25 protein-coding genes and 3 pseudogenes are annotated in these 22,499 nt (G+C 32.5%); 27 read left to right on the top strand and 1 reads right to left on the bottom strand.

The window, feature by feature from the left end; all coding sequences use genetic code 11:
- The first annotated feature begins 50 nt into the window (after positions 1-50).
- From ACN6MX_RS09385 to ACN6MX_RS09320, 14 genes and pseudogenes are all read left to right on the top strand, one after another.
- Positions 51-1,028, top strand: a complete 978-nt coding sequence (locus ACN6MX_RS09385) for a hypothetical protein (protein WP_419962347.1) — start codon at positions 51-53, stop codon at positions 1,026-1,028.
- A gap of 167 nt (positions 1,029-1,195) precedes the next feature.
- Complete coding sequence (locus tag ACN6MX_RS09380) at positions 1,196-2,125, top strand: hypothetical protein (RefSeq protein WP_419962346.1); 930 nt, start codon at positions 1,196-1,198, stop codon at positions 2,123-2,125.
- Between the two features lie 142 nt (positions 2,126-2,267).
- Entirely contained in the window at positions 2,268-3,209 is a 942-nt protein-coding gene (locus ACN6MX_RS09375) for an alpha/beta hydrolase family protein (protein WP_419962345.1), read from the top strand.
- 334 nt (positions 3,210-3,543) lie between these two features.
- On the top strand, positions 3,544-3,858 hold the full coding sequence (locus ACN6MX_RS09370; protein ID WP_419962344.1) for a hypothetical protein: 315 nt from the start codon (positions 3,544-3,546) through the stop codon (positions 3,856-3,858).
- 548 nt (positions 3,859-4,406) lie between these two features.
- Positions 4,407-4,886 (top strand): GNAT family N-acetyltransferase, encoded by a 480-nt coding sequence (locus ACN6MX_RS09365; RefSeq protein WP_419962343.1) that lies wholly within the window; start codon positions 4,407-4,409, stop codon positions 4,884-4,886.
- Between the two features lie 251 nt (positions 4,887-5,137).
- Complete coding sequence (locus ACN6MX_RS09360) at positions 5,138-5,479, top strand: hypothetical protein (RefSeq protein ID WP_419962342.1); 342 nt, start codon at positions 5,138-5,140, stop codon at positions 5,477-5,479.
- A 361-nt stretch (positions 5,480-5,840) separates the two neighbouring features.
- Positions 5,841-6,203: a hypothetical protein gene (locus ACN6MX_RS09355; protein ID WP_419962341.1), complete on the top strand. Its 363-nt coding sequence runs from the start codon at positions 5,841-5,843 to the stop codon at positions 6,201-6,203.
- Between the two features lie 164 nt (positions 6,204-6,367).
- The gene (locus ACN6MX_RS09350) at positions 6,368-7,168 is read left to right on the top strand and encodes a class I SAM-dependent methyltransferase (protein WP_419962340.1); all 801 of its coding nucleotides are present in this window, start codon (positions 6,368-6,370) and stop codon (positions 7,166-7,168) included.
- A gap of 295 nt (positions 7,169-7,463) precedes the next feature.
- Positions 7,464-8,363: a phosphotransferase family protein gene (locus ACN6MX_RS09345; protein ID WP_419962339.1), complete on the top strand. Its 900-nt coding sequence runs from the start codon at positions 7,464-7,466 to the stop codon at positions 8,361-8,363.
- A gap of 166 nt (positions 8,364-8,529) precedes the next feature.
- Positions 8,530-8,757, top strand: a complete 228-nt coding sequence (locus tag ACN6MX_RS09340) for a DUF3953 domain-containing protein (protein WP_419962338.1) — start codon at positions 8,530-8,532, stop codon at positions 8,755-8,757.
- Positions 8,758-8,948: 191 nt separating this feature from the next.
- Positions 8,949-9,443: a hypothetical protein gene (locus ACN6MX_RS09335; RefSeq protein ID WP_419962337.1), complete on the top strand. Its 495-nt coding sequence runs from the start codon at positions 8,949-8,951 to the stop codon at positions 9,441-9,443.
- Positions 9,444-9,726: 283 nt separating this feature from the next.
- Positions 9,727-10,419: an aspartate/glutamate racemase family protein gene (locus ACN6MX_RS09330; RefSeq protein ID WP_419962336.1), complete on the top strand. Its 693-nt coding sequence runs from the start codon at positions 9,727-9,729 to the stop codon at positions 10,417-10,419.
- Between the two features lie 106 nt (positions 10,420-10,525).
- Complete coding sequence (locus ACN6MX_RS09325; protein ID WP_419962335.1) at positions 10,526-11,056, top strand: GNAT family N-acetyltransferase; 531 nt, start codon at positions 10,526-10,528, stop codon at positions 11,054-11,056.
- 144 nt (positions 11,057-11,200) lie between these two features.
- A pseudogene (locus ACN6MX_RS09320) lies at positions 11,201-11,287 on the top strand (hypothetical protein); the annotation flags it as partial.
- A 334-nt stretch (positions 11,288-11,621) separates the two neighbouring features.
- Here ACN6MX_RS09320 and ACN6MX_RS09315 read toward each other — a convergent pair.
- On the bottom strand, positions 11,622-12,056 hold the full coding sequence (locus ACN6MX_RS09315) for a hypothetical protein (protein WP_419962334.1): 435 nt from the start codon (positions 12,054-12,056) through the stop codon (positions 11,622-11,624).
- A 337-nt stretch (positions 12,057-12,393) separates the two neighbouring features.
- Here ACN6MX_RS09315 and ACN6MX_RS09310 point away from each other — a divergent pair.
- The 13 genes and pseudogenes from ACN6MX_RS09310 to ACN6MX_RS09250 all read left to right on the top strand — a co-directional run bounded on the left by ACN6MX_RS09310 (position 12,394) and on the right by ACN6MX_RS09250 (position 22,460).
- A pseudogene (locus tag ACN6MX_RS09310) lies at positions 12,394-12,931 on the top strand (DUF3267 domain-containing protein).
- A 368-nt stretch (positions 12,932-13,299) separates the two neighbouring features.
- Positions 13,300-13,527: a hypothetical protein gene (locus ACN6MX_RS09305; RefSeq protein ID WP_419962333.1), complete on the top strand. Its 228-nt coding sequence runs from the start codon at positions 13,300-13,302 to the stop codon at positions 13,525-13,527.
- 157 nt (positions 13,528-13,684) lie between these two features.
- Positions 13,685-14,383: a Type 1 glutamine amidotransferase-like domain-containing protein gene (locus ACN6MX_RS09300; protein WP_419962332.1), complete on the top strand. Its 699-nt coding sequence runs from the start codon at positions 13,685-13,687 to the stop codon at positions 14,381-14,383.
- A 141-nt stretch (positions 14,384-14,524) separates the two neighbouring features.
- Positions 14,525-14,812: a hypothetical protein gene (locus ACN6MX_RS09295; RefSeq protein WP_419962331.1), complete on the top strand. Its 288-nt coding sequence runs from the start codon at positions 14,525-14,527 to the stop codon at positions 14,810-14,812.
- A 640-nt stretch (positions 14,813-15,452) separates the two neighbouring features.
- Positions 15,453-15,998 carry an N-acetyltransferase family protein gene (locus ACN6MX_RS09290; protein ID WP_419962593.1) on the top strand — a complete coding sequence of 182 codons (546 nt, stop codon included), beginning with the start codon at positions 15,453-15,455 and terminating at the stop codon, positions 15,996-15,998.
- Positions 15,999-16,233: 235 nt separating this feature from the next.
- Positions 16,234-16,464 carry an ATP-dependent Lon protease gene (locus ACN6MX_RS09285; RefSeq protein WP_419962330.1) on the top strand — a complete coding sequence of 77 codons (231 nt, stop codon included), beginning with the start codon at positions 16,234-16,236 and terminating at the stop codon, positions 16,462-16,464.
- A gap of 384 nt (positions 16,465-16,848) precedes the next feature.
- Positions 16,849-17,280, top strand: a complete 432-nt coding sequence (locus tag ACN6MX_RS09280; RefSeq protein WP_419962329.1) for a hypothetical protein — start codon at positions 16,849-16,851, stop codon at positions 17,278-17,280.
- 402 nt (positions 17,281-17,682) lie between these two features.
- Positions 17,683-17,877: a hypothetical protein gene (locus ACN6MX_RS09275; RefSeq protein ID WP_419962328.1), complete on the top strand. Its 195-nt coding sequence runs from the start codon at positions 17,683-17,685 to the stop codon at positions 17,875-17,877.
- Positions 17,878-18,062: 185 nt separating this feature from the next.
- Positions 18,063-18,817 (top strand): annotated as a pseudogene (locus tag ACN6MX_RS09270) (SDR family oxidoreductase).
- Between the two features lie 253 nt (positions 18,818-19,070).
- Positions 19,071-19,205, top strand: coding sequence for a hypothetical protein (locus tag ACN6MX_RS09265; protein WP_419962327.1), 135 nt, complete (start codon positions 19,071-19,073; stop codon positions 19,203-19,205).
- 310 nt (positions 19,206-19,515) lie between these two features.
- Positions 19,516-20,022, top strand: a complete 507-nt coding sequence (locus ACN6MX_RS09260; RefSeq protein WP_419962326.1) for an NUDIX domain-containing protein — start codon at positions 19,516-19,518, stop codon at positions 20,020-20,022.
- Between the two features lie 393 nt (positions 20,023-20,415).
- The gene (locus ACN6MX_RS09255; RefSeq protein ID WP_419962325.1) at positions 20,416-20,952 is read left to right on the top strand and encodes a DUF5412 family protein; all 537 of its coding nucleotides are present in this window, start codon (positions 20,416-20,418) and stop codon (positions 20,950-20,952) included.
- A gap of 470 nt (positions 20,953-21,422) precedes the next feature.
- Complete coding sequence (locus tag ACN6MX_RS09250; RefSeq protein ID WP_419962324.1) at positions 21,423-22,460, top strand: DUF1835 domain-containing protein; 1,038 nt, start codon at positions 21,423-21,425, stop codon at positions 22,458-22,460.
- Positions 22,461-22,499 lie beyond the last annotated feature (39 nt).

Below are 22,499 nucleotides of genomic sequence, written 5' to 3'. Positions count from 1 at the left end.
CAGGTTATCATTTTACACTTGAAGTTATTGAAGGTACACCCATTCTGACTGTGTTTGGAAATGATCGAGAAAATCGTTTTACTCGAATTTCATTTAATGCTAAAAACGGAGATGTGGTTAGTGCCATTCATAAGTTACCGTACGGTGGAGGATTAATATCCAAACGCATAGGTACTGATAACATAACAAAAAAAGGAATGGCAATTACGGGGGTTGTCGCTGGGGACAACAAGTTAGTCGTATGGGGAGACAAAAAGCCACCACAATTTAGTAATGCTAAGCAACCTTTTATAGAATGGAGCCATAACAATGGAGAATCATGGACAGAACTACAAGCAAATGGTTTTGTAACACACGCGTGGTTTAATAAGAATGATCAATTATACGTAGCAAGGGAAAAAGAGTTATGGACAGGAATGACCTCAAAAAGTAAAGGAACGAAAATTCTTTCATTAGACCACAAGATTGAGAACGTAGATTATTCAATCAACAATCATATTGCTGTGTTATCAAATGGAAAGGTTTACTACACGACCAATGAAGGGGAGAGTTGGGAACAAGCTATTGTTCCTAAACCATTGTATGTGGTTCAAATATCGGATAATGGTGATTTGATAGGACTCACAGAAGAAAAGAAGATCTTGCAAAAGACAATTGATGGGTGGAACGAGATAACCCTGCTAAATCGTAATGACGTACCTGTAGATATGAAAGTGATTCATAATCGGCTATTCATTACTACACAAAGTGGAATTTGGACCCGAAATCTTCAAGAGGAAAATTGGAGAATATTTCAGACTGATGAAATGATAGGCAAGCTTATTAAAAAAGGAGAGAAATTATTTGGCTACACATATAGGGGTGAAGCTATTTATTCCATCAGTACGAAAGATGAAAGTAAATCTGAAAAAGTGTTTGATGCGAGTGATTCCATCGTTTATGATGTGGATATCATGGGAGATGCGTTATGGATTGCAACTGCACCAGATTATTCATGGGAGGAAATGACGATTCCGCAGAGACGATAAAAATTTGAAGTGGATCCATGAAAAATATGTTGTTAAACATTATACTTCAACTAAAGTTGCTTTACTTGAAGCTCATTGAGTTGCTAAGGCAGCTCTTTTTTTTATTGAACAAATCGTGCAGGATAGTGTATGAACAATATAGAATTACTATACTGGAGGTGATGAAAATGTTTAGAAGTGATTATGCTATAAAATATAATAACTCTCCAAACATCGAGGCTATCAAAGAAATACTATCCAATTGGGTGTGGGATGATGATTTCACTTATCGCTACTTTTTACGAGGTATAAACAGCAAGAATAATATTTGTACATATGAAGCGTATGATAATGAAATATTGGTAGGTTTAATAACTGCTTGGAAATCCGAATTTCATCCCTATTGTATATATTTTGCAATGGTTACAAAACCACATATCGGATTAGAAATTGAATCTATTTTAATCGAAGCTTTATATAACTTTAAAGAAATTGAATTACCATTACAAACTTCTATTTGGGAATCTTCCTATAGGCTAAAAAATTTCTATGAAGAAATTGGTTTTTTAGAAGTTAGAAGGACATATTTGCCTTTATTAAAAACCTCAAATATTGATTATAAGCAAGTTTTTCCTGAATTTAATGGATTAGACATCTGTATACAAGACTTAAATAGAATAGGTGATAATAAAGAACTTAAATTCAAATTGATAGATATTGTAAGAGAAAACTATGAAAAAGCTCATACAGTTAATCCTGTTGGAGTCCACAGCATTCAGAAATGGGAAGAGCTAATCTTTAATGAGGATACTGTTCAAAGTGGAAGTTATATTATATTAAAGGATAATGAGATACAGGCTTATTCCTTGTTACATTATTCGAATACCCCCAATCAATTTGAATTTGGATGGAGAGGAACAAGGGAGAATACAGATGTTCGATTAATGTTAATGTTAACGGCATCTCAAATAAATTTTGCCATTGAAAACGGAATAACCTATATTGAAGCTGAAGTAGATACGACTGACTATTTTTCACTAGAAATGTTAAAATTCTTTCCCTTTTCTCCAGCTCCGTCATTATTGACTGTTCAAAAGTTCGTGAAAGGTTTCAACTAAAGGATGCAACTTTGGAACATGGATTTTGGCTTGTCCAGTAATAGGGAAAGAATTAAGGAATGTACAATGATTGCAAAACTCAATAAACATTATATTAGGTTCATCCTAATTTAAATTCAAGGGAATTTTGGAGGTAAGCAAAGTGGCTGATGAAAAAATTATTATAGGTGCCGAAACTGAACATCAATTAAATGGCATATTGTCCATTCCCCAAACTGTCGGATCGGTTCCTGCGGTTGTTTTAGTTCACGGCTCTGGTCCGAGTGATATGGATGAGAAAATCGGAAGCAATGCCCCTTTTAAGGATCTTGCTGATGGCTTGTTCGAAAAAGGAATTGCAGTATTACGTTATGACAAAAGGACTTTTGTCTATGGCAAGGAAATGAAAAATGACCTGGAGCTGTCAGTGAAAGAAGAATCCATAGAAGATACTATTCTCGCTGCTGATTTTTTACGCGATGATTCGCGTATTGATTCGGACAAAATATTTATTCTTGGTCATAGTCTAGGTGGTATGTTGGCTCCAAGGATTGATGCAGAAGGTGGAAATTTTGCCGGAATGGTTATTATGGGCGGGTCTCCACGTAAATTTGAAGATATCCTGATGGACCAGAATAATGAAGTTCTAAATTCCCTGAACCCATTTCTGAAGTGGATTGCCAAAAAGCAAATAGCGGCCATATCATCAAAACTGAAGAACATCTATGAATTGAATGATGAAGAAGCAAAGTCGACCCGGGTTTTGGGGAAACATGTCAGAGCCTACTATCTTAAAGAAATGGGGGAACATTCGTCCGTTAATTACCTGAGAGAATCGAATAAGCCCATCTTTATTTTGCAAGGAGAGAAAGATTTTCATGTAACTGTTGAAAAGGATTTTGAAGGGTACAAAAAGTTGTTGGGTGAAAGGTCGAATGTCAAGTTCAAACTTTATCCTAATTTAAATCATTTGTTCATGCCTTCTGTTTATGGAGAAATACGAAAGGCAAAAAAGGAGTATAAAGTTGCGCAACATGTCGATAGGCAAGTCATATGTGATATTGCTGAATGGGTTTTACAGCAAGGTGGTACCAGTAAGTTTTGACAGAGTTCCTTAATCCTAGCTTTCAAAGCATAAGAATATCTAATATTTTACTGCCTTTGGTGTGTTATTCAACCCGGAGTGTTCATTAAACAGGAATGCGCCACAATCGGTCGCGATTGTTTAAGCCTCTCTATTTTTAAATAGCTAAAAGTGCTTTAGTTAAACCAGACCATTCATAGCGGTGGTCTATTTTCATGTCCAAAACATCATGAAAATCACGGAAATATAATGTGAATTGTTACACTTAAACTAAGACAACAGGTTAGTTCAAGTCTGTTGATTAATTTGAGGTATCCCTAAATATAAAATCAAGTCTCTTAAAGGGAGTAGAACTATGAATAAATCTCGTAAATTTTTATTAATCATTGTTAGTGCTTTAATTGTATTTTTTATCCTGTTTTATTTTATAAACCAAGACACGGTTATTGAATCTACAACGGAAAACATTCAAATAATTAGCAAAGCTAAAACTTCTGAAGAACAGTGGATAATGCTTTCAAGTAATAAGAAAATCTATATAGAAAATTTTAGTATATGGGCTTTAATCGAGGAAAATCAAGATTACACAGTCGTTTATGATTTATTGAATAAAACTAAAAGGTACCAATTAATAACAATTGTACCCGGGGATTATAAAGGGCAATTTTAGGTTATTAGTATTTTTTTTCTAGTTTCAACGATAGACGAAGTTTACTTTAAGAAGGCAATAAAGAATGTAAAAAAGTGGTATAAGAAAAGAGGTGTTATTTTGTTTAAAGACTATAAAAATAAAAGGTATTGGATTCTCTTGCTTCCATTTCTAATTACGGCAATTGTTATAGTATTCTATCTACCAAATAATTACGGTCCTTATCCTTTACTCTTATTAATAATTGTTTTTTGGACTACTTATTACCTTTGGAATTATATTGATAAAAATAAAAAAACGAAAAAATAATGTCTATAAATACTCAAATGCACGTTTGAATCAGTTTTGCTGATTACCCGATGTAGATATTTTAAAAAACTATTGTGTTCAGGAGAACTTTTTAAAAGAAATAACTAGGATAAGTACTTCTTCAAATATCGGGTGCTTTAGTTAAACAAGTGGCTGCCTAAAAGTGTAGCTTTTTCTTATTGAACTAATAGGGCAATTTAGTCGAAGAAGGATTATTCTCCAAGATTATCGAATTGATAGATGAGAGAGGGGTGTAGAATATGAAATTATTTATAGAAAATATGAATGAAGAAATAGCAAAAGAGATACTTGGCTGGGAATATGATGAACCATATGATTTTTACAATAGTGGATTAACTGATGAAGATATGAAAGAAAGACTTGATGGTTCATACTTTGCACTTTTAAATGATAATAAAGAATTATTTGGATTCTTTTGCACTGGAGAGAATGCTCAAGTTCCTGTAGGGAAAAAGAATGGTGTTTATTCGGATGATTCAGTTGATATGGGATTAGGTATGAACCCTAATTTTGTGGGCAAAGGTAACGGTTTTGAATTTTGCTCTTTTATTCTACGTTATATTGAAAAAACCTCTAAAGGCACTCCAATTCGACTAACTGTTGCAAAGTTCAATCAAAGAGCTATCCATCTATATGAAAAGCTTGGTTTTGTTAAGAAAGACGAATTTAGCACCGATTTTGTAGAATTTATTACAATGGTTAAAAGAAACGAATTATAGGTAGTTTAAGCATTGTCATCACTATTTTCAAGGGATGAATAGCGATAAATGATATTAGTTTACGAGCTTTAATACTTCAACAGGAGAATATATTAAACTTAGTTTGCAATCTATTTTTTGTTTGAATTTTTAGACTGTCTTTGTATTGGTTCGTTACTGAATATACTCCTTAAGACGACTCAAAAACGAGATTGGCTCATTACATTCGCTTAGGCAACTTATTTCTTACTGTACTAAAAGGGGGAGAATAGTTGATTAAAAGGAAAGCTATAACTTTTTTCATTGCAACAATATTGTCGATTACTTTCATCTTAATTTATATTTTTGGAGAATGGGAAAGACCGTTTGAATTGATATCTATGATTGGGTTTTATAGCTTACTATTTTCACCAATTATTTTAGTTTATGGTGTACCTGTAACGTTTTTATCTGATTATTTAACCAAACGATTCAAAGGATTTAAGAGAGTAATTTTAGCACTGTTAACTCATTTGTTTTTTGGTATGTTTTATACATTTGTCTACGGTATTATCTTTGAATCTAGTGATTTCTTTTCAAACTTTAACAACTATTGGAAGAAGAAGGTGAACTAAATTTTATCGCTGGAATAATGACTTCATTCTTCTTTTGGGCGGTGGATGAAGTTCTTAGACGTATTCGACCCAAATAACATTTTTCTTATTCACTAATGGTTGCTTTAGTCTAGCAAGACCATCATTTTCGATGGTCTATTTTATATCCAAAACATCAAGTAGAATTCAAGCCTGATCCACTTTTTAATGATTCTGAGCACTTAGAAGAACAAAGCCAATAGATGATTTCTTATTCTGTTGTCCATAAATTCATAGGAAACCTTGCAAACACCGTTTATTCGCCAACTAAAGGTAATTGTGAGAGAATAATAATTTCAAAAGAAATTTAATATTAAATAATTATGATTTAGGACGGTTTTTCATGAAAAATCATATTAAAGTAAACGGAAAAATTCTTCAGACAAATAAACGTTTCTCACAATTGAAAAATAACCAAAAAGAGTGGATCGCAGCAGAACTTTATAAGCTCTACCACAACAAGATGAAAGAAAGACGTACAACAAGAAAAATAACTCCTGATGAACGCGATGTAGTTATTTCCTCTCTATACGAACAGATTCAGAATAGGGATATATGGATTCCTTATGTTGAGATAAAAAAATATGTATATAGTAAAACTACAAAGATAGTAAAATATTTTAAGAAGCAATTTCCAGAGTTGAGTGAGGAAATTGAAGGTGAACACACTAAAGCCTGCAAAAATCCGATTATAGAGATAGATTAAATATCACTGTTAAAATAGCTCTCTTTTTTTGTTCAACTAAAGCAATAGCTTAGTTGAAGAAGGCATGCTGAAGTACGTAAAGTTCTTTTATTAATACAATTTAACATTGAACATGATTGAACTATAAAGGGCACAATTATTTGTTTAAATAGGGGGATTATTAAATGAATAAAGATTATGGAGATAGTTTGTTTAAAGGTACAGCTTTGTACTATTCACGATATAGACCATTATATTCTGCTACTTTGATCAGATTTTTAATAAATAAATTTTCACTTGATGGAAATGGCTGCATGCTTGATTTAGGGTGTGGTGATGGGAGATTATCATTAAGGTTCTCTGATTGGTTTGAGAGAATAGTTGGAATAGATATGGAGCCTGAAATGGTTTTGGAGGCTGAACGACTCAGTAAGGAGTTTAGGGTTGAAAATACAGAATGGTTTATTGGCGATATTGAAAAATATAACAATACATTTAATACAGCCTTTAGATTTGTCACTATTGCAAAGGCATTTCATTGGATGGATCGGCCAAAGGTACTTGAAATTTTGTACGAAATGATGTCGATTGGTGGAGGAATAGCGATTATAGATAATTACACACCTAACAAAATGCTTCTACCTTGGCAAGAGAAGTTCCAAGAGGTGGAAAAATATTGGTATGGCAATGAAAGACGAGCAGGAAATATTACATACAGTCATCCTACAATAAGCCATGAGGAAATTATTAAAAGTTCAAAGTTTGATTTAGAGTTACATCACATGCCTTCTTATGAGCAGTTATGGACAATTGACTCAATTCTAGGAAATCACTATTCAACTTCTTTTGGTGCAAAACGGTTTCTTGGAGAAAACGTTTCTTCATTTGAAAAACATCTAAAAGAGGAACTGCTATCTATTGATAAAACTGGCGTATTCAAAGAACAAATAAATACTTCGGTTAAACTTGCACTTAAAAAAAGGTAAATTATCTTCTTCGATGAACTGCACTCCAATTGTTAGACACAAATAATACGATTTGGGTACAGTTCATAGGATTAATGTCCTTAATGTTGAACTACTTAACTTACTGAGGTATTTCTGTTGGAAGAATTGTCTTTGAATAAAGTGGTCCACAAAAATTATTTTAGTAAGATGAAACTAATTGAAAATAGTTGTTTTATGTAGTCCATGCCATTCTGGCTGCGTACTATTTTTTGTAGTACAAGTTGAATTTACATTAAATGATGATAATATCTCAAAAAATAGGATGGTACAAATAATGATTGAATTTGAATTAAGAACTAGAGAACTGTTGGCGATATTAAAGCAGGAATTAGTACCACTTTGTACAGTAATCGATTTGACTCCACATGCCTATGGAGTTGAAAATTGTGTTTTCAGAGCAGTTACGGAAGAGTGGGGAGAAGTCGCTGTTAAAGTTCCCTGGTATAGGAAAGTAAAGAATGCAAATGATGGAAAGTTTAACTCGATAGATGGTTTAGTAAAAGAATACAAACTCACAATGCATTGCTCAAAGCATGGAATTCCAGTGCCTCTAATCCATAAGCTTCATAAAGGCGATAAAATTGATTTTATCATACAGGAATTTATCGTTGCTGAAAGCGGTAGCTCTTTTCCTTATGAGGATATGGGTAGGGTTACGTCTTCGTTGCATGAAATACAAGATTTACCAGATCTCAATCCATTTGATGCACATACCATCATTTCTAATAGGATCATTGAACGGACAAAAACTTTAGAGAAACTTAAAGGAGTACACCTACCGATGCCCTCGGTTCAAGAGAATATAGCCGCATTGAACTCATTTGAACCAAAGAATAGATTATTGCATATGGATATCCGACCGGCTAATATCATAATGCATTCTTCACAAGTAAAAGCCATATTTGATTGGACGAATGCCTTAATTGGGGATCCGGTTTTAGAATTGATGAGAATTAAAAGTTATGGGTATCTTAACGACGATTTCATTAAGGGCTATCGAAATTACTTCGGTGAATTATCAAGGGTTCCCCAATTAGTGCAATGGTTATATCAGTATGACACAACAGTGATGTTAGCATTATTGTTTCTGACGGAAATTGACGCTCCAGAGCAATTTGAACTTACTTTCGAAAGCTTATTACGTTTGCACGGAAGCATAAAAAACAAATTTTAGTCGGCGTTGTCCCCAAAGGGTAACAATCCTTATATAAAAAAGTAATCAATAAATCCAAAAATTGAAATGTTACACTTCAACTAATGAATCAGTTTAGTTGAATAAGGGTTTCTACCAATATGACCAGGCGTTTATTATAAGAGTTAAAAACTTTAGGAGGTGAATTATGAAAATAACTAGAATATTATTAGGAGTAATTGTTATTGCATTTTCTATTTATATCTTAATCAGTAGAAATTATGAGTTAATGCCGTTTATGATGTTATTATTTGGGACGTTTATGTTGTTATCGGGATTAGTCGAACTTCAAAAAGACAGAAAAAAATTTGAAGGATATATGTTTATTATTGTTTCTTTATTTATTTTCTTTGTTTTCATACAGAGTTTCTTTTAAAACAAATGGATGATGGTGATTTACTTCAAGAAGAAATATTTAGGAGAAACCAGAATATATCGTTAAAGGACTATTCTTTTGAATAGAACACTATTTATATTTCAAGTTCGTGTTCATATTGATAAGTTATTGAGTTATTTAATAGCACTTTTCCCAAAATATTGGGGGTGGGCACGAAAGGAGTAGTTCATTTGAAATCTAATATTTCTCTCTTTCTATTTTTAGCTTCACTATTATTAATAACTGGTTGTACGCCCAGTAATTCCGAAGAAATATATGAAACAAAAAAGGAAAATGTAAACGGTTTAGTAGATGAGAGAGTATTAAAAATTGAGGACTCAGTAGAAGAGTTTTCATATTTAACCAACTTGTCGGAGGAAGAATTAAAGTTATATGAACTATTTACTAAGGAATATGACACAAATTACTTAAAAGGTTTTTCACCAGAAAAAATTTTACTTATATATATTCATTCAGCCGTTATCGATGATATAGAAGCAATCTATTCGTTAGAGTATATAGAGGGTGAGCCACCTAATTTTGAAATTTTCAAAGAAAAATATTACAAAAATCTTAACATATCAAATATGGAAATAGCATTAGATTTCAGATATTATGATTCAATCAAAGTAAAACAAGAAGAGAATAATGGATTATTAGTTCGAATTAATGGTGAGCTATGGTAAATTTACAGCTTCAACATTAATGGAATTAAAAAAAGAAAATAATATATGGAAAATTGTTCTACCAGAATTATTCAAAAAGTAAAGTGAGCTCTGCTTTATTTATCATCTTCAACTAACAAGACCATGGGTTGCTTAGGCAACTCTTTTCTTATTGAACTAATGTGCGGTTTAGTTGATGAAGGAAAAGGTTCTAAAATTGTCGAAATTAAAGAATATAGGATCTTATGGTGGATATTATAATATTCTATCTTACATATACTATCAATAAGGAGGAACTAGTGCATTGAAAACAATAGGTTTAATCGGTGGAATGAGTTGGGAATCATCAAATGAATATTACCGTTTAATAAATGAAGAAATAAAGAACAAATTAGGCGGATTACATTCAGCCAAATGTATTTTATATAGCGTTGACTTTGACGAAATAGAACGTTATCAAGCTAATGGTGATTGGGAAAGTGCTGGACACACTTTGGGCGATATGGCACTCTCTTTAGAAAAAGCAGGAGCAGATTTTATTGTTATTTGTACAAACACAATGCACAAGGTAATAAATTATATTGAAGAAAAAATAAATATTCCAATTCTACATATTGCTGATGCAACAGCAAATGCAATAAAGAAAACAAGTGTAAAATCAGTTGGGTTACTTGGGACTAAATATACGATGGTGCAAGACTTTTACAAATCAAGAATTGAAGCTAATGGTATAAAGGTATTAATTCCAGATAATGAGGATATAGAACATATAAATGAAGTGATTTATGAAGAATTATGTTTAGGGAAAATCAATCATGCGTCAAAAGAATATTTTAAAAAAGTTATCAAGAATTTAGTTGATAAGGGTGCCGAAGGGATTATATTAGGTTGTACAGAGATTGGTTTATTAATAAAACAAGAGGATTCCGAAGTTCCAATATTTGATACAACAGTAATTCATGCTTTTGAATCAGTTAAAAAGGCAATTGAAAAATAAGAAGATCTTCTAACGCAGCATAATAGTTGAAAAACTCATTGGAGAAATTATTTCATAATGAAACGAATTACTTCAAAAAGTCTTTTAAAATGAGAGTGGGATTAATTTGTTGTTTCAAAATGGAAATTTAAAAGTTCGTAAATTAGAAGAAAAGGATAACTACCTGTTAGCAAGATGGCTTTCGAACCCGTCAGTTCTTGAATTTTATGAAGGAAGAGACAATTCTTTTGATTTAGATAAAGTTAATAGAATTTTTTATGATTCGGAAGACGATGAATTTAAATGCATTGTAGAGTTTGATGGTAACGAAATAGGATATATCCAGTTTTATCAATTGGATGATGAAACGAAAAAAGAATATGGGTATTACGATGAGAATATTTATGGTACAGACCAATTTATTGGTGAGGTAGAGTATTGGAGTAGAGGAATTGGAACATTACTTGTTACATCAATGGTAAAATTTTTAATCGAACATAAAAAAGCAGACCGAGTAGTTATGGACCCTCAAATAAAAAATGCAAGGGCTATAAAATGCTATGAGAAATGTGGTTTTAAAAAAGTCAGAATACTACCTAAGAATGAGTTACACGAAGGAGTATATCAGGACTGTTGGTTGATTGATTATCAAAAATAAATTATTTTTTCTTCAAGTAACGAGTGCTTTACTTCAAAAAGGAATAAACGATAAATTATAGGATATGTACTACAGAAACTATTCTTAGGTGGTGCTCAGTTTGAATAATCAACATGAAACCCTGAAGAATAGAGAGAATGGTTAAGACAAAGTGAATTAAAAAATAATCCCGCTGATTCTCTACACGATGCATTAAATAGAGGAAGAAAAACAAGGCAATTATGGTTTTAATGCTAATATAAACATTCATGCTTGCCTATTTTTATGTCCAAGCCACCATTTGTTATTGGTGATCCATTGTGAAATATTACACTTGCCAACGGTGTAGGTTAGTTCAATAGAATAAAAATGCTATTGAATGATCATGGGTTCTGTAATGAAGTACAAAACTGCAAAATACAATGTATAGCTTAATGCACCACTTTTTGCTACAATTCTGTCAAAAGATTTGTAGCAAAAAGTGGTGCTTTTTTAATTTCGTTTAATTGAGTTGAGATAACAATACTAATTTTAAAAAAGAAAACTTGGTTAAAAATAACTACGATAATTGGAGTAAATATATTAATTACTTTGTTGGTGATCTATTAAGATTTATTTTATGCCCTGTTCCCATATCAGAACTATATTGGAGAACTTGTCCTTCAGAATCAGTATTGTTCTCATCAAAAGAGACACACCACACGAAGTCATAGTTTCTCCCCTCAAAGGAATACTCACCATCAATATAATAAACATTCTTATAAATATCTTCAGTTTCATCATTTATTAAATCAGGATGTTTATCCGCTTTAATTTGAGTATCGTCTACCTCAACACCATCTAATCGATCATATTTCTCAATAATAGATTCTGCACGAACTGCTAGATTAATTAGAAGCTTTTCATTTGTTATTTTGCCTTGTGAGACTTTATAGGTATCGGTTTCATCAGAATTTCCTTCATTCCCACAAGCAGTTAACAAAAATACAACTAAAGCACTGACGTAAAATATTCTTTTCATACTCTAACATCTCCCTTTATTCCCTACATTTAGTTTATTAGAAAGATATAAAGTAATCAATCTAATTAAATTCCTTTCTAATAAGACAATTATTGTATCTAGTGCAATGCTTTCTATTCGTTTTTGGCTTCAACAAAAGCCATGCTTTCGACAGTAACAATTCCATTCCCTCAAAATAGTAATATTAAAAGGATTATTGCCAATCTTATAGAATAAGATACATAGATGTGTTTTTACTAACGACTCAGAACTGTTTAAGAAGGAATAGGGGGCATTTGGTTGAGAAAAGTTGTTATTAATTGTTCGGAAATAGATTATAGGAAAGGCAGGAACAGTTATGATATTATGGTTTCAAAATTTACCGAAGATAAGTCTGGATTTGTCAGAATGGAAACCTTTCATTAAAAATATTTGGTTTCTGAAGCATTATATGAAGGTCGTTTACCTATTAATGGTTACTTTTTTTTCTTGCACCGTATTGGATCTTCGGAGGAAGCATCAATCTTATGACAAAATTTCCCCTTATCTTAATCATTGCTTTGGTTTTTTTAATACACGAAGCACTTCATATTCTTGTAATAAACAATAAAGGTGATATTAGCTTAACATTCAGAGGAATATATTTTTGGCTCAATACAAATGCTATTCTTTCTAAGAAAAGATTTTGGGTCTTTATGAACTTACCTTTTATCGTATTAACGGTAATCCCAGCCATTACTTCGTTCTTTGTATCGGGTGATAGCAAAGCGCTCATTTTATTTATTAGTTGGTTCAATTTGATAATATCTTCTTCCGATATTGTTAATTCCTTATTAATCCTACTTAAACCAAATAAATCTGTATTTTGCAGAGGCTACTACCGAGTAGAATCGTAATAACATCACAAAATAGACTCAGCCTTCATTGTCAATATAGTGTTTAAAGGTAAAGAAGGAACCAACTCCATTCTTGTTTGAATAAAGGCATGCTGGTGAAATAACCAAAGTCGGATTAATCTCCCATTGTGCGACAGTCTGTAAAGCACCCGTGGTCGTTGAAGTCAGACGAACGGTTGCGCTCTATGGTACATATAGTTCATTGACCTTCTTCGCCAGCCGTAGTAGCCTATATCGGTTTTTCTGATTTTCATCCTCTGTGGTGCAGCGTTTTTTGCTGCATGGGTGTTTAACAAGTGCTTTAGTAAACTGGTTGATCCACTTAGGTGGCTCAATCTTCTTATTCAATTAAAGTGAAGGGGTTTTTTATGAGAATAATAGAAGTAGACAACAAAGTGATTATAGATGACTTTGAATTTTATGGTCAAATTGAACAAGAAAAATTTTGTTTTAAATGCAAGTCTAATTTAGTGTATTATGATGATTTTGATACTTATTTTTGTCCTAAATGTAATAGTTGGATTGAATTGAAATGTAGTGACCCTCAATGCAAATATTGCCCTAATAGACCAGTAAAACCTTTATCTTTTAAATAAACCACGTATTTTGAAACTTTCCAATAAGTTTCCTGCATGCATCATTGTGGACAGATTATGAGACCTGAAGCTCAGGTAAAGTCTGCAGAACAAAGTCCGTTAATTCAACAAGGGAGTATTTATTTTACTTAATACTTTTTTGGAAAGGAGTATTTAGATGAGACAAATAATTGCTCTTGGTGGTGGGGGTTTTTCAATGGAACCAAATAATCCACTTTTAGATTTGTATATATTAAAACAAGCAAAGAAAGCTAATCCGCAAATTTGCTTTATCCCTACTGCAAGTGGAGATTCTGATAATTATATATCAAGGTATTATAACTTTTTTAATCAACAAGATTGTAAACCATCCCATTTATCTTTGTTTGAACCTCCGACAAGGGATCTGGAGAGCTTTATTTTAGAGAAAGACATTGTTTATGTTGGTGGAGGAAACACTAAAAACCTTTTAGCATTGTGGAAAGAATGGGGTTTAGACGGTATTTTAAGAAAAGCATGGAATCAAGGCATTATTTTAGCTGGGTTAAGTGCAGGTTCCATTTGTTGGTTTGAAGAAGGGGTTACTGATTCGTATGGGGATGGACTTGAACCAATAAAATGCTTGGGTTTTTTACAGGGGAGTAATTGTCCGCATTACGATGGAGAAATTGAAAGAAGACCTGCATATCACAAACTTATTGAATCAAAAAAAATACAATCAGGGGTTGCGACAGATGATGGGGTTGCAATTCATTACAAGGAACAAGGTATTAGTAAAATAGTTAGTTCAAGGTCTAACGCTAAGGCGTATAGTGTTTCCTTCGAAACTAAGGTTATAGAGACAGAACTTCAAATAGAATTTTTAGGTTCTTATTGAACGAACGGGAGCTTTACTTTAAGAAATGGCAAAGCCTTTTCTCTTTTTGAACCAACACAGATGGTTAGTATAAATATGTTGTTGAAATCGTGTTCAACAATAGGGACAGATTGTAATAAACAAATGACGGAGGTGAAAAGAGTGGGAGTTAAAAGAAAACTAGGAACACTAATTTTAGCGAGTGTTATTGTAATGTCTGTAGTATTTTGGTATTCGCTACAGTGGCCGTATAGTACAGAGTTGGTTGTAGACACTTTGTTTGATAAATATGAAGTACAAAGCACTCAAATTGGTATTACTAATCCGGTTATATGGATAGATGTATACGATAAAAATGATATACCCGAAGTTGAAAAGTATTTAAAAGCCGAATTGTCTAAAGATGACTTTGAACACTATCAAATAGAAGTATTTTCTCGCTGGTCGTGAATTCTGAGGTGAGAACATTGCTCAAAGTCAATGTGTTTTCAATAAAGGGAGAACTTCTTAAACTAACGGATGCTTAAGCAGAACAGGACTGTCAGTAGACAGCCTTTATTCTAGTTCGACTAAAATAGCAGTTTAATAAGAGATTTTTTTATGTCGCATTTGACACATAAAGCGTAACAAAAAAACGTTCAAATTTAATCAGCTTTCGTTTTCTTGATTTTAATAATTTTGTTTATCAAATAAAATAATTACTGACCAAATAGAGATTCCTACCGCTTTAATCAATGTATTCCCGTAAGGGTTGATTAGAATTACAAAGATTATTACTAGCACGATGAAAATATGTATAACTCTGTTAGTTACTTCTGATTTAAACACGGTAGTATAACAACTTTCTAAATATTAATTATCTAATATACGTACTTGAAATCAATTAGATTCAAATATTTGAATAATAATCGAGTAGCAGTTCGAAGATAATTTGGAATAAAAAAAAGGGTGCATGTCCAATTAAGTGTTTATTAGTTTCTGGATGTTCGCAGGAAAATCAAAAGGTCCCTTAATTAGAGGTATGATGTCTGTAAAAAAATCCGAGGAATTTGAATCCAACTCAGGATAGTTAAAAAAGGAGGGGTTTGTCATAAGAGTAAATTCAATAGAATTTCATATTAGTAATTTAAGTTATATTATAAGGTCTGCAAAAGAAAATGATGCGAAAAACTTATCTGAAGTACGATTGCAGATAGATGGCGAAACAGAAAATATGGATAGAGAAAAAGGCGAAGCGTACATAGACGAAGTAGGTTTTAAACAACTAATCAAAGAAGACACTGAAAGTCCTCATAATCTATTTTTAGTTTGCGAAGCAAACGATAAGATTGTTGGCTTTTCAAGGGGTGAAGGAAATCAATTGAAAAGAATGTCACATAAAGTTGAGTTTGGTGTTTGTGTACTAAAAGATTTTTGGGGATATGGCATTGGTACAAAATTATTAAAAGAAACAATTAGATGGGCTGATACAAACGAAATTAAGAAAATTACTTTGAATGTACTCGAAACCAATGAAAAAGCTATAATGCTTTACAAAAAGTATGGTTTTGAAAAAGAAGGAGTATTAAAAAAAGACAAGTTGCTATCAGATGGCAATTATTATAATACCGTAATAATGGGCAGGTTTAATGAATAATTAAAACTACTAATTTATTGTACAGGTTAATTCAATAAGAAGGAGTATTAAGCGTGATGTTGAATAAGTAAAATATGTAAATTTTTAAACAAAAGGGGTGCTTTACTACAAGACTGGGGTTGGCACTTGTTTCTTGAATTAACGAAACCGTTTAGTTAAAGAGTTTTGTATAACTTGTGTTCACCAATTCGACCATTGAGTGGATTACAAGTAGGCAGATTAAAGGGGGAGTTTTGTGAAGTTATTGCTATCCATTGTATTAGCTGGGCTTTTAGGTATCTTGGCTATCCTTGGTCCTATTGGAATCTATATCTTATGTGCAATTATTGTCGGAGTCATTTTCAGGTCATTTATTTTAATTAATGAGATTCATAAACAAGTAGTACCAGCCAATGGCAATGACAGGGTGATAGAGGCGTACGAAAGATATATAAAAGAGAGAAACGAAAAAGAAACAGAAATTTAATGTATCACGGTCTTCAACTAGTGGGTGGGATTACTGTCAAGAAAGAACTAGCCATTCACTCATAGCGAGTCTTGGAGGGATACAGCTCCATAATGTTAGTAAACACACAGAAATAGAGATAATAAATGTAAACTAAACTACTAAGGATAGCAGAACAAGCCAAATCTGATCGAAAAAGATTAGGTATATTTTGTGAATGAGCCTTGTGCGTAAATAGTGCAAGCACGGTTTTGTCAGGGGGGAGGAACATAATCTAGCGAAAGGTAGTAAGGTTCGCTTCTAACTCGACTCTTTAAACAAGAAGATCTTGTTGATGGTCTATTTTCACTTCTAACTAACACGTTGTTGTTTTTATAGATTTCAAATGAATAGTAGGTGAAAATTATGAAAAAGTTACTTGTATTCCCATTATTATTACTATTATTACTAGCTGCATGTAAAGCCGATGAAAATGATTTAGTTTTTAATGGTACAAGTGAAAACTGGTCAGCTCAACTAACTATTAGTGTTATTAATGGGGCTGAAAATAACGATTTAGAGCTTAAATACATGGGGAATGATGTAGGTACAATTGAAACATTTAATTATTATTTGGAAAATACTGATAGAGGAACTACTTTTGAAGGAAATAACGTTAGCTTAAATAAAAGTGGCATTTATACTAACGAGGACATGAGTTCTAATAGTCCCTCAACCACAAATGAAGATACCTATATTATTTCTGTAGATTGGAATGGAAATAGTGAAAATATGGTATTAAATATAGAAGAAGCTTTACTCAACTACAATACAATTAATCGAATTGTTCCTTTATAAATAAATACGCTTTATTTTAGCTTTTATTCAATGGCTTTAGTTATAGGGCTGTATCATAAGTCCATTTCTTAACAAAAATGTACAATCCGAAAACGCAAGAATGTCGATTTAACAACATTCTTGCGTTTTAATTTTTTCTTATAATTAGCTAAAGTACCCCAATTTGGACAGCCCCTATTTTCCAAAATATCAAGGAATTCTAAGAAATCCATTGTGAAATGTTATACGTTAAATTAACACAGCAGTTTAGATGAAGAAGAAGGTTTTTTTACTATTGTGTAGAATAAGTTAATATATGTAAATTGTTGAATAAAAGAGATGCTTTACTTCAACTCTGAGGGTCGTACTTTTTTCTTTAACTACGAGACAATTTAATCCAATAATAAAAAAAGGACTGCGGCAATGTGGAGTAAATATCGCAAAATTACAAAAATAGTATTTATAATCGTTGCTTTATTGCTTGTTTTGGTGGATGTCATTATCTTCACAAATGCTAATAGGACTTATTCTGCATCAGATGTATTAGGAGACCATGCTGATTTAAATGCAGAAAACCCATTTGTAAACATTGAAAGTATTGATAGGGGAAACAGATGATATATTCACATCGTAAGATATTAGAAAAAGTTACGGATCAAATGATAAAATAACGATTTGCTTATTCAACTAAAAAGGCGCTTTGCATAATAGGGCTGTTAGGTAGACTAAAGAGGCAGATTCGATTTATTAAGATCCGGACCAATAATATTAAAATTAATGTTAGTTAAGTAAGGAGGGAAACTATGAAATTAGAGGGGTCTATAGCAATAGTTACTGGTGTAAGCCATAAGCAAGGAATTGGAACGGCTATATGTCGTAAGTTAGCAAAAGATGGTTCAGATATCTTCTTTACCCATTGGGGTTCTAAGAATAATTGGGCAGTATATTTCCAAGATGAAATAATTCAAGAAAACGGAGTTAGATGTGGCAACATTGAAATTGATTTATCTCAACCAAATGCCACATCTACAATACTTGATATAGTTACTCACCAAATGGGCATACCTACGATATTAGTAAATAATGCAGCACATTCCACCCAAGACGGATATATGAAATTAGATGCCAAAACACTTGATGACCATTACGCAGTAAATATGAGAGCAACTTTCCTTCTAAGTGTTGATTTTGCTCGTCGTTTTAAGCAACAAAAAAAATGATGGGCAGAATTATTAATTTGACATCTGGACAAGCACTTGGACCAATGACTAATGAATTAGCCTATGTTGCAACTAAGGGGGCTATATCAGCTTTTACACTTTCTTTGTCCGCTGAGTTAGCACCATTAGGCATTACAGTAAACGCGATAAACCCAGGTCCTACCGATACAGGCTGGATGACAGGTGAAATAAAAAATCATTTAACACCTAAGTTCTTATTAGGGCGAATTGGTTTGCCAGAAGATGCAGCTCGATTAGCATCGTTCCTTGCCAGTGAAGAAGCCCAATGGATTACAGGACAAATAATTAACTCAGAAGGTGGTTTTTTAAGGGGCTAGAAAAGATTGAGATTAGGAGTCTAGCAAGTTATATTAGATGCAATATAGAAATACCTCTTAGTAATGAAGAGTCAGACGATTTAATTATTATTGGAGATTGTTTTCGAACGAGTATAACTAACGAGATGTGAAAAATGAGTGATTCTTTACTATCTACAGAACTTTGAGCTGCTAAGACGACTCTTTTTTTCTTATTGAATTAAAGGAGAAGTTTAGTTGAAGAAGCACTAAAGAAAGGGGCTTTAAAAATGAAATGGATGACTGGTTGTATGAAGAATTATTACCAATTAACGAATCAACATTATCATTTGAAGTCGTTTTGTCATCAGGAGGAAATGTACTCTTACACTTTCGAGATAAATCAGTTTCGATGAAAAAGTTAAAATAGCTACTGCATTCTTGTTCAACTACGGGTGCTTTACTTCAAGAAGGAGTAAAGTCTCTTTTCTTATGGAACTAAAGCAGCAGTTTAGTTGAATAAGAAAAGGGGACTTTTTATTTGCATTTTAAAAAAATTGGCGCAATTAATACGAGGTTAAAATTACTGTTTAAAAAAAGGAACAATTACACTGTTCCTTTAGGGTTATATTTTATCTTTTATTTCTTCTCTTTAATTGGATTAAAGTTATTAATACTTTAAGAGGAATTACTTGTTCAATAGAATAGTGGGAATGGAATATGGACGGAGAGTGATTTAAATGGGAATCAGTAATTTCGCACAAAAAGCTATCGTTAAAGTATTTAAAATGGGAATAAGAAATTCAGCTAAGGCAGTGATAGTTAAAGATGGGAAAGTATTGGCCGTAAAAATACATGAAAATGGTGGGACTTATTATATTCTACCTGGTGGTGGTCAAAAACATGGTGAAAATCTTCACCAAGCTTTAGAAAGGGAGTGCAAAGAAGAGTTAGGTGCGGAAGTTGAAATTGGAGAGTTGATATTTGTACGAGAATACATTGGAAAAAACCATGAGTTAGCTGCCTTTCATTCTCATGCACATCAAACTGAGTTTATGTTTTTGTGTAATGTTAATCAAGATACATTTATTAATGGGGAAAGTCCAGACAAGGGTCAAATAGGTACAGAATGGTTACCAATTAACGAGTTGTTAGAGTATAAGTTATTTCCTCAATCATTAAGAACTCATTTAATTTCTTATTTTGACAGTGGAAAAGCTAAAACTTATGTAGGTGATATTAATTAATTTCTAATACTTCCTTATTCAACGGGTGCTTTACTTCAAGAAGGAGTAAAGCTTTTTTATTATTGAACTAACAGGGTTTAGATCAATAAGGAATATCTTTAAATGATATCAACGGGATTTGTATGACTTCGAAAAGTGTTCTGAATTTTGCTACAAATGATGATAAACTATAAAATGGAGGGCGATACTGAATGGAGTTTAAAATTGGGAACGGTGCTATTATGCTTCCCCCCTTTACACATTACGATTATTGCAATAATTACTATTTTCTTTTTAGTAAGGTGGAATAAGCAATTAGAAACACGGCGTTTTACTGTTTTTTTTTTATTTTATGATAAGTAAAGATGCAGGTTAGCACAATAAGAAAGATAAGAATTACAAGGGGGAGTTTTTGTGGGGAAAAGATATAATTTGTGGTCTTTTTATTTAATACTTGTTTGCTTAGGTTTAGCAGCCTACTCATTGTATTCTAATATTAACAACACTTGGTTAATTGCACCTCCAAATTATATTCTACTTATGATTAGTTTCTTAGCATTTGTTTTGGGAGTTATTGGTTTTAAAGATAAAAGAAACTGGCGTACTAAAACACGAAGTTGGTTAACGATAATTCTATCATCATTGACATCTATCGCACTTTTTTTGATTTTATCATTCACACTTTTGTTTTCATCAATGGGAGCAAATAAAAATATAAAAACGGTAAGTTCTCCTGAAGATAATTATACAATTGATTTTTATCGTTTTGACGCAGGAGCAGCTGGTTCATTTGGAGTAAGGGGAGAATTAAATGGACCACTGTGGTCTAAAAAACGAATTTATTATCAACAGAGTGTAGAACAAGTTGAAGTGGAATGGGAAAATAACAGCACGGTCTCGATTAACAATCATCTCTTAAATTTGAAAAAAGGAGACACATTTGGATTTTGAGTTGCACTTATTAGAAAAATGATATGTATGTGAAAGTATCTACTTAAAGTAACGAGTGCTTTACTTCAAGATCATGGGGTTAGCATATACAAGCATTACGAGATAAAAACAAATGGATCGAGCCTTATCCAGAGAAACACCTTTCTTATGCAGTCTGGTGGACAGGATGTCTCATGGAAGGAAGCATTCAAGAGATACAACTATTATATTCAGCATGGTCCAACTCCTTTTGCATTTGATTTTAAGCATACATTTGATGAAAAAGGGCAGAGGTTCTTGATTAAGTAACAGGGGCCCACTCTGGAAGGAGTTGTACCAAACTTAAACTATCGGTGCTTTACTTCAAGAAGGGGTAAAGCCTTTTTTCTTATTGAACTAAAGGTGCAGGTTTGTTAAACAAGAGTTAGAATTCATACATGGGTTTATTTTGAAAATACAACACAATCATTAAAATACAAAGGTGATGAATAATGGAGAATATAAATCAATTAAAACATGCCATTTCAAAACTTGAAGAACGTGAGGCAAAAGCTCTTCTAAATTTAATATTTCTAAGTTCTGAACAATTTGAAGAAGACAAAATGATTGGACTTTTACAATCATTAAAGAAATCATTGATTCAAGTTTCGAGAAATGAAGAGAAAATTGGACATCTACAATCGGTACATATTGTATTTGGCGATTCACCCGCAGATAGTTTAAAAGCTGCATTCCATAATACTCCATACGAAAAAACAGAAGAAATCATTGTATTGTCTGATATTTTATCGGTTGGTCCATTAGAATCACTGCATACAAAAATGGGGATAGAAAAACGTTTTCAATGGTTTAAGGAGAACTATCGTGATGACTTCAATTATCTTGAAGAATATAAACAGGGTATATTAAAAACAATAGAGAAAATTAAAGGAATACTACCTTATCAGCAAATAATTATTTGGACATGTGAGAACGCCGCTGAGCAAACAGGACTGCGTATTATCCTTTGTTTATTACAAAATAAAGTAAATGAAGTGTTCGAACTTAATACGTTTAAAGCGTTTCACGAGATTTATTCATATCCAATGCTAGAAGAGGAACAGTTTCCACGCACAACAGGAGAATTGACTTCCGAACAACTTCTTGAATTCTACGAAAAATTTGAGCTTAGCCCGATGAATATTGCAAAACGTCAAGCTTTCCGTGACGAAGGTCAGAATTTATTGCTGATTAAAAGTCATTTGAGAACATGGGAGCATGATAAACTTTGGCATTCAGATGGAGAACGAGATGATGATTTTATCATTCATTGTGCAAAGAAATTACATAAAGAACAAGGTACTTATGATTATATGAAGGCGGCACGCTTGATTGGCGAGGTTATCGGTCATATGAAACAATACACTGGGGATGAATGGATAGAATATCGACTTCGTGATTTAATTTCAAGAGAAATATTTACATACAAGGGGGATTTAAGTGCAATGCGACTATATGAAGTGAAATTGAAAGAAGAGTTACTTGGCTAAACTTTGTGAAGTATTGTACTTAAACTCCCATGAAAATTA

The sequence above is a fragment of the Psychrobacillus sp. BM2 genome (assembly GCF_048572895.1).
GTDB lineage: Bacteria > Bacillota > Bacilli > Bacillales_A > Planococcaceae > Psychrobacillus.
The sequence above is the reverse complement of the archived record's forward strand: the minus strand, read 5'-3'. Positions and strand labels throughout refer to the sequence as shown.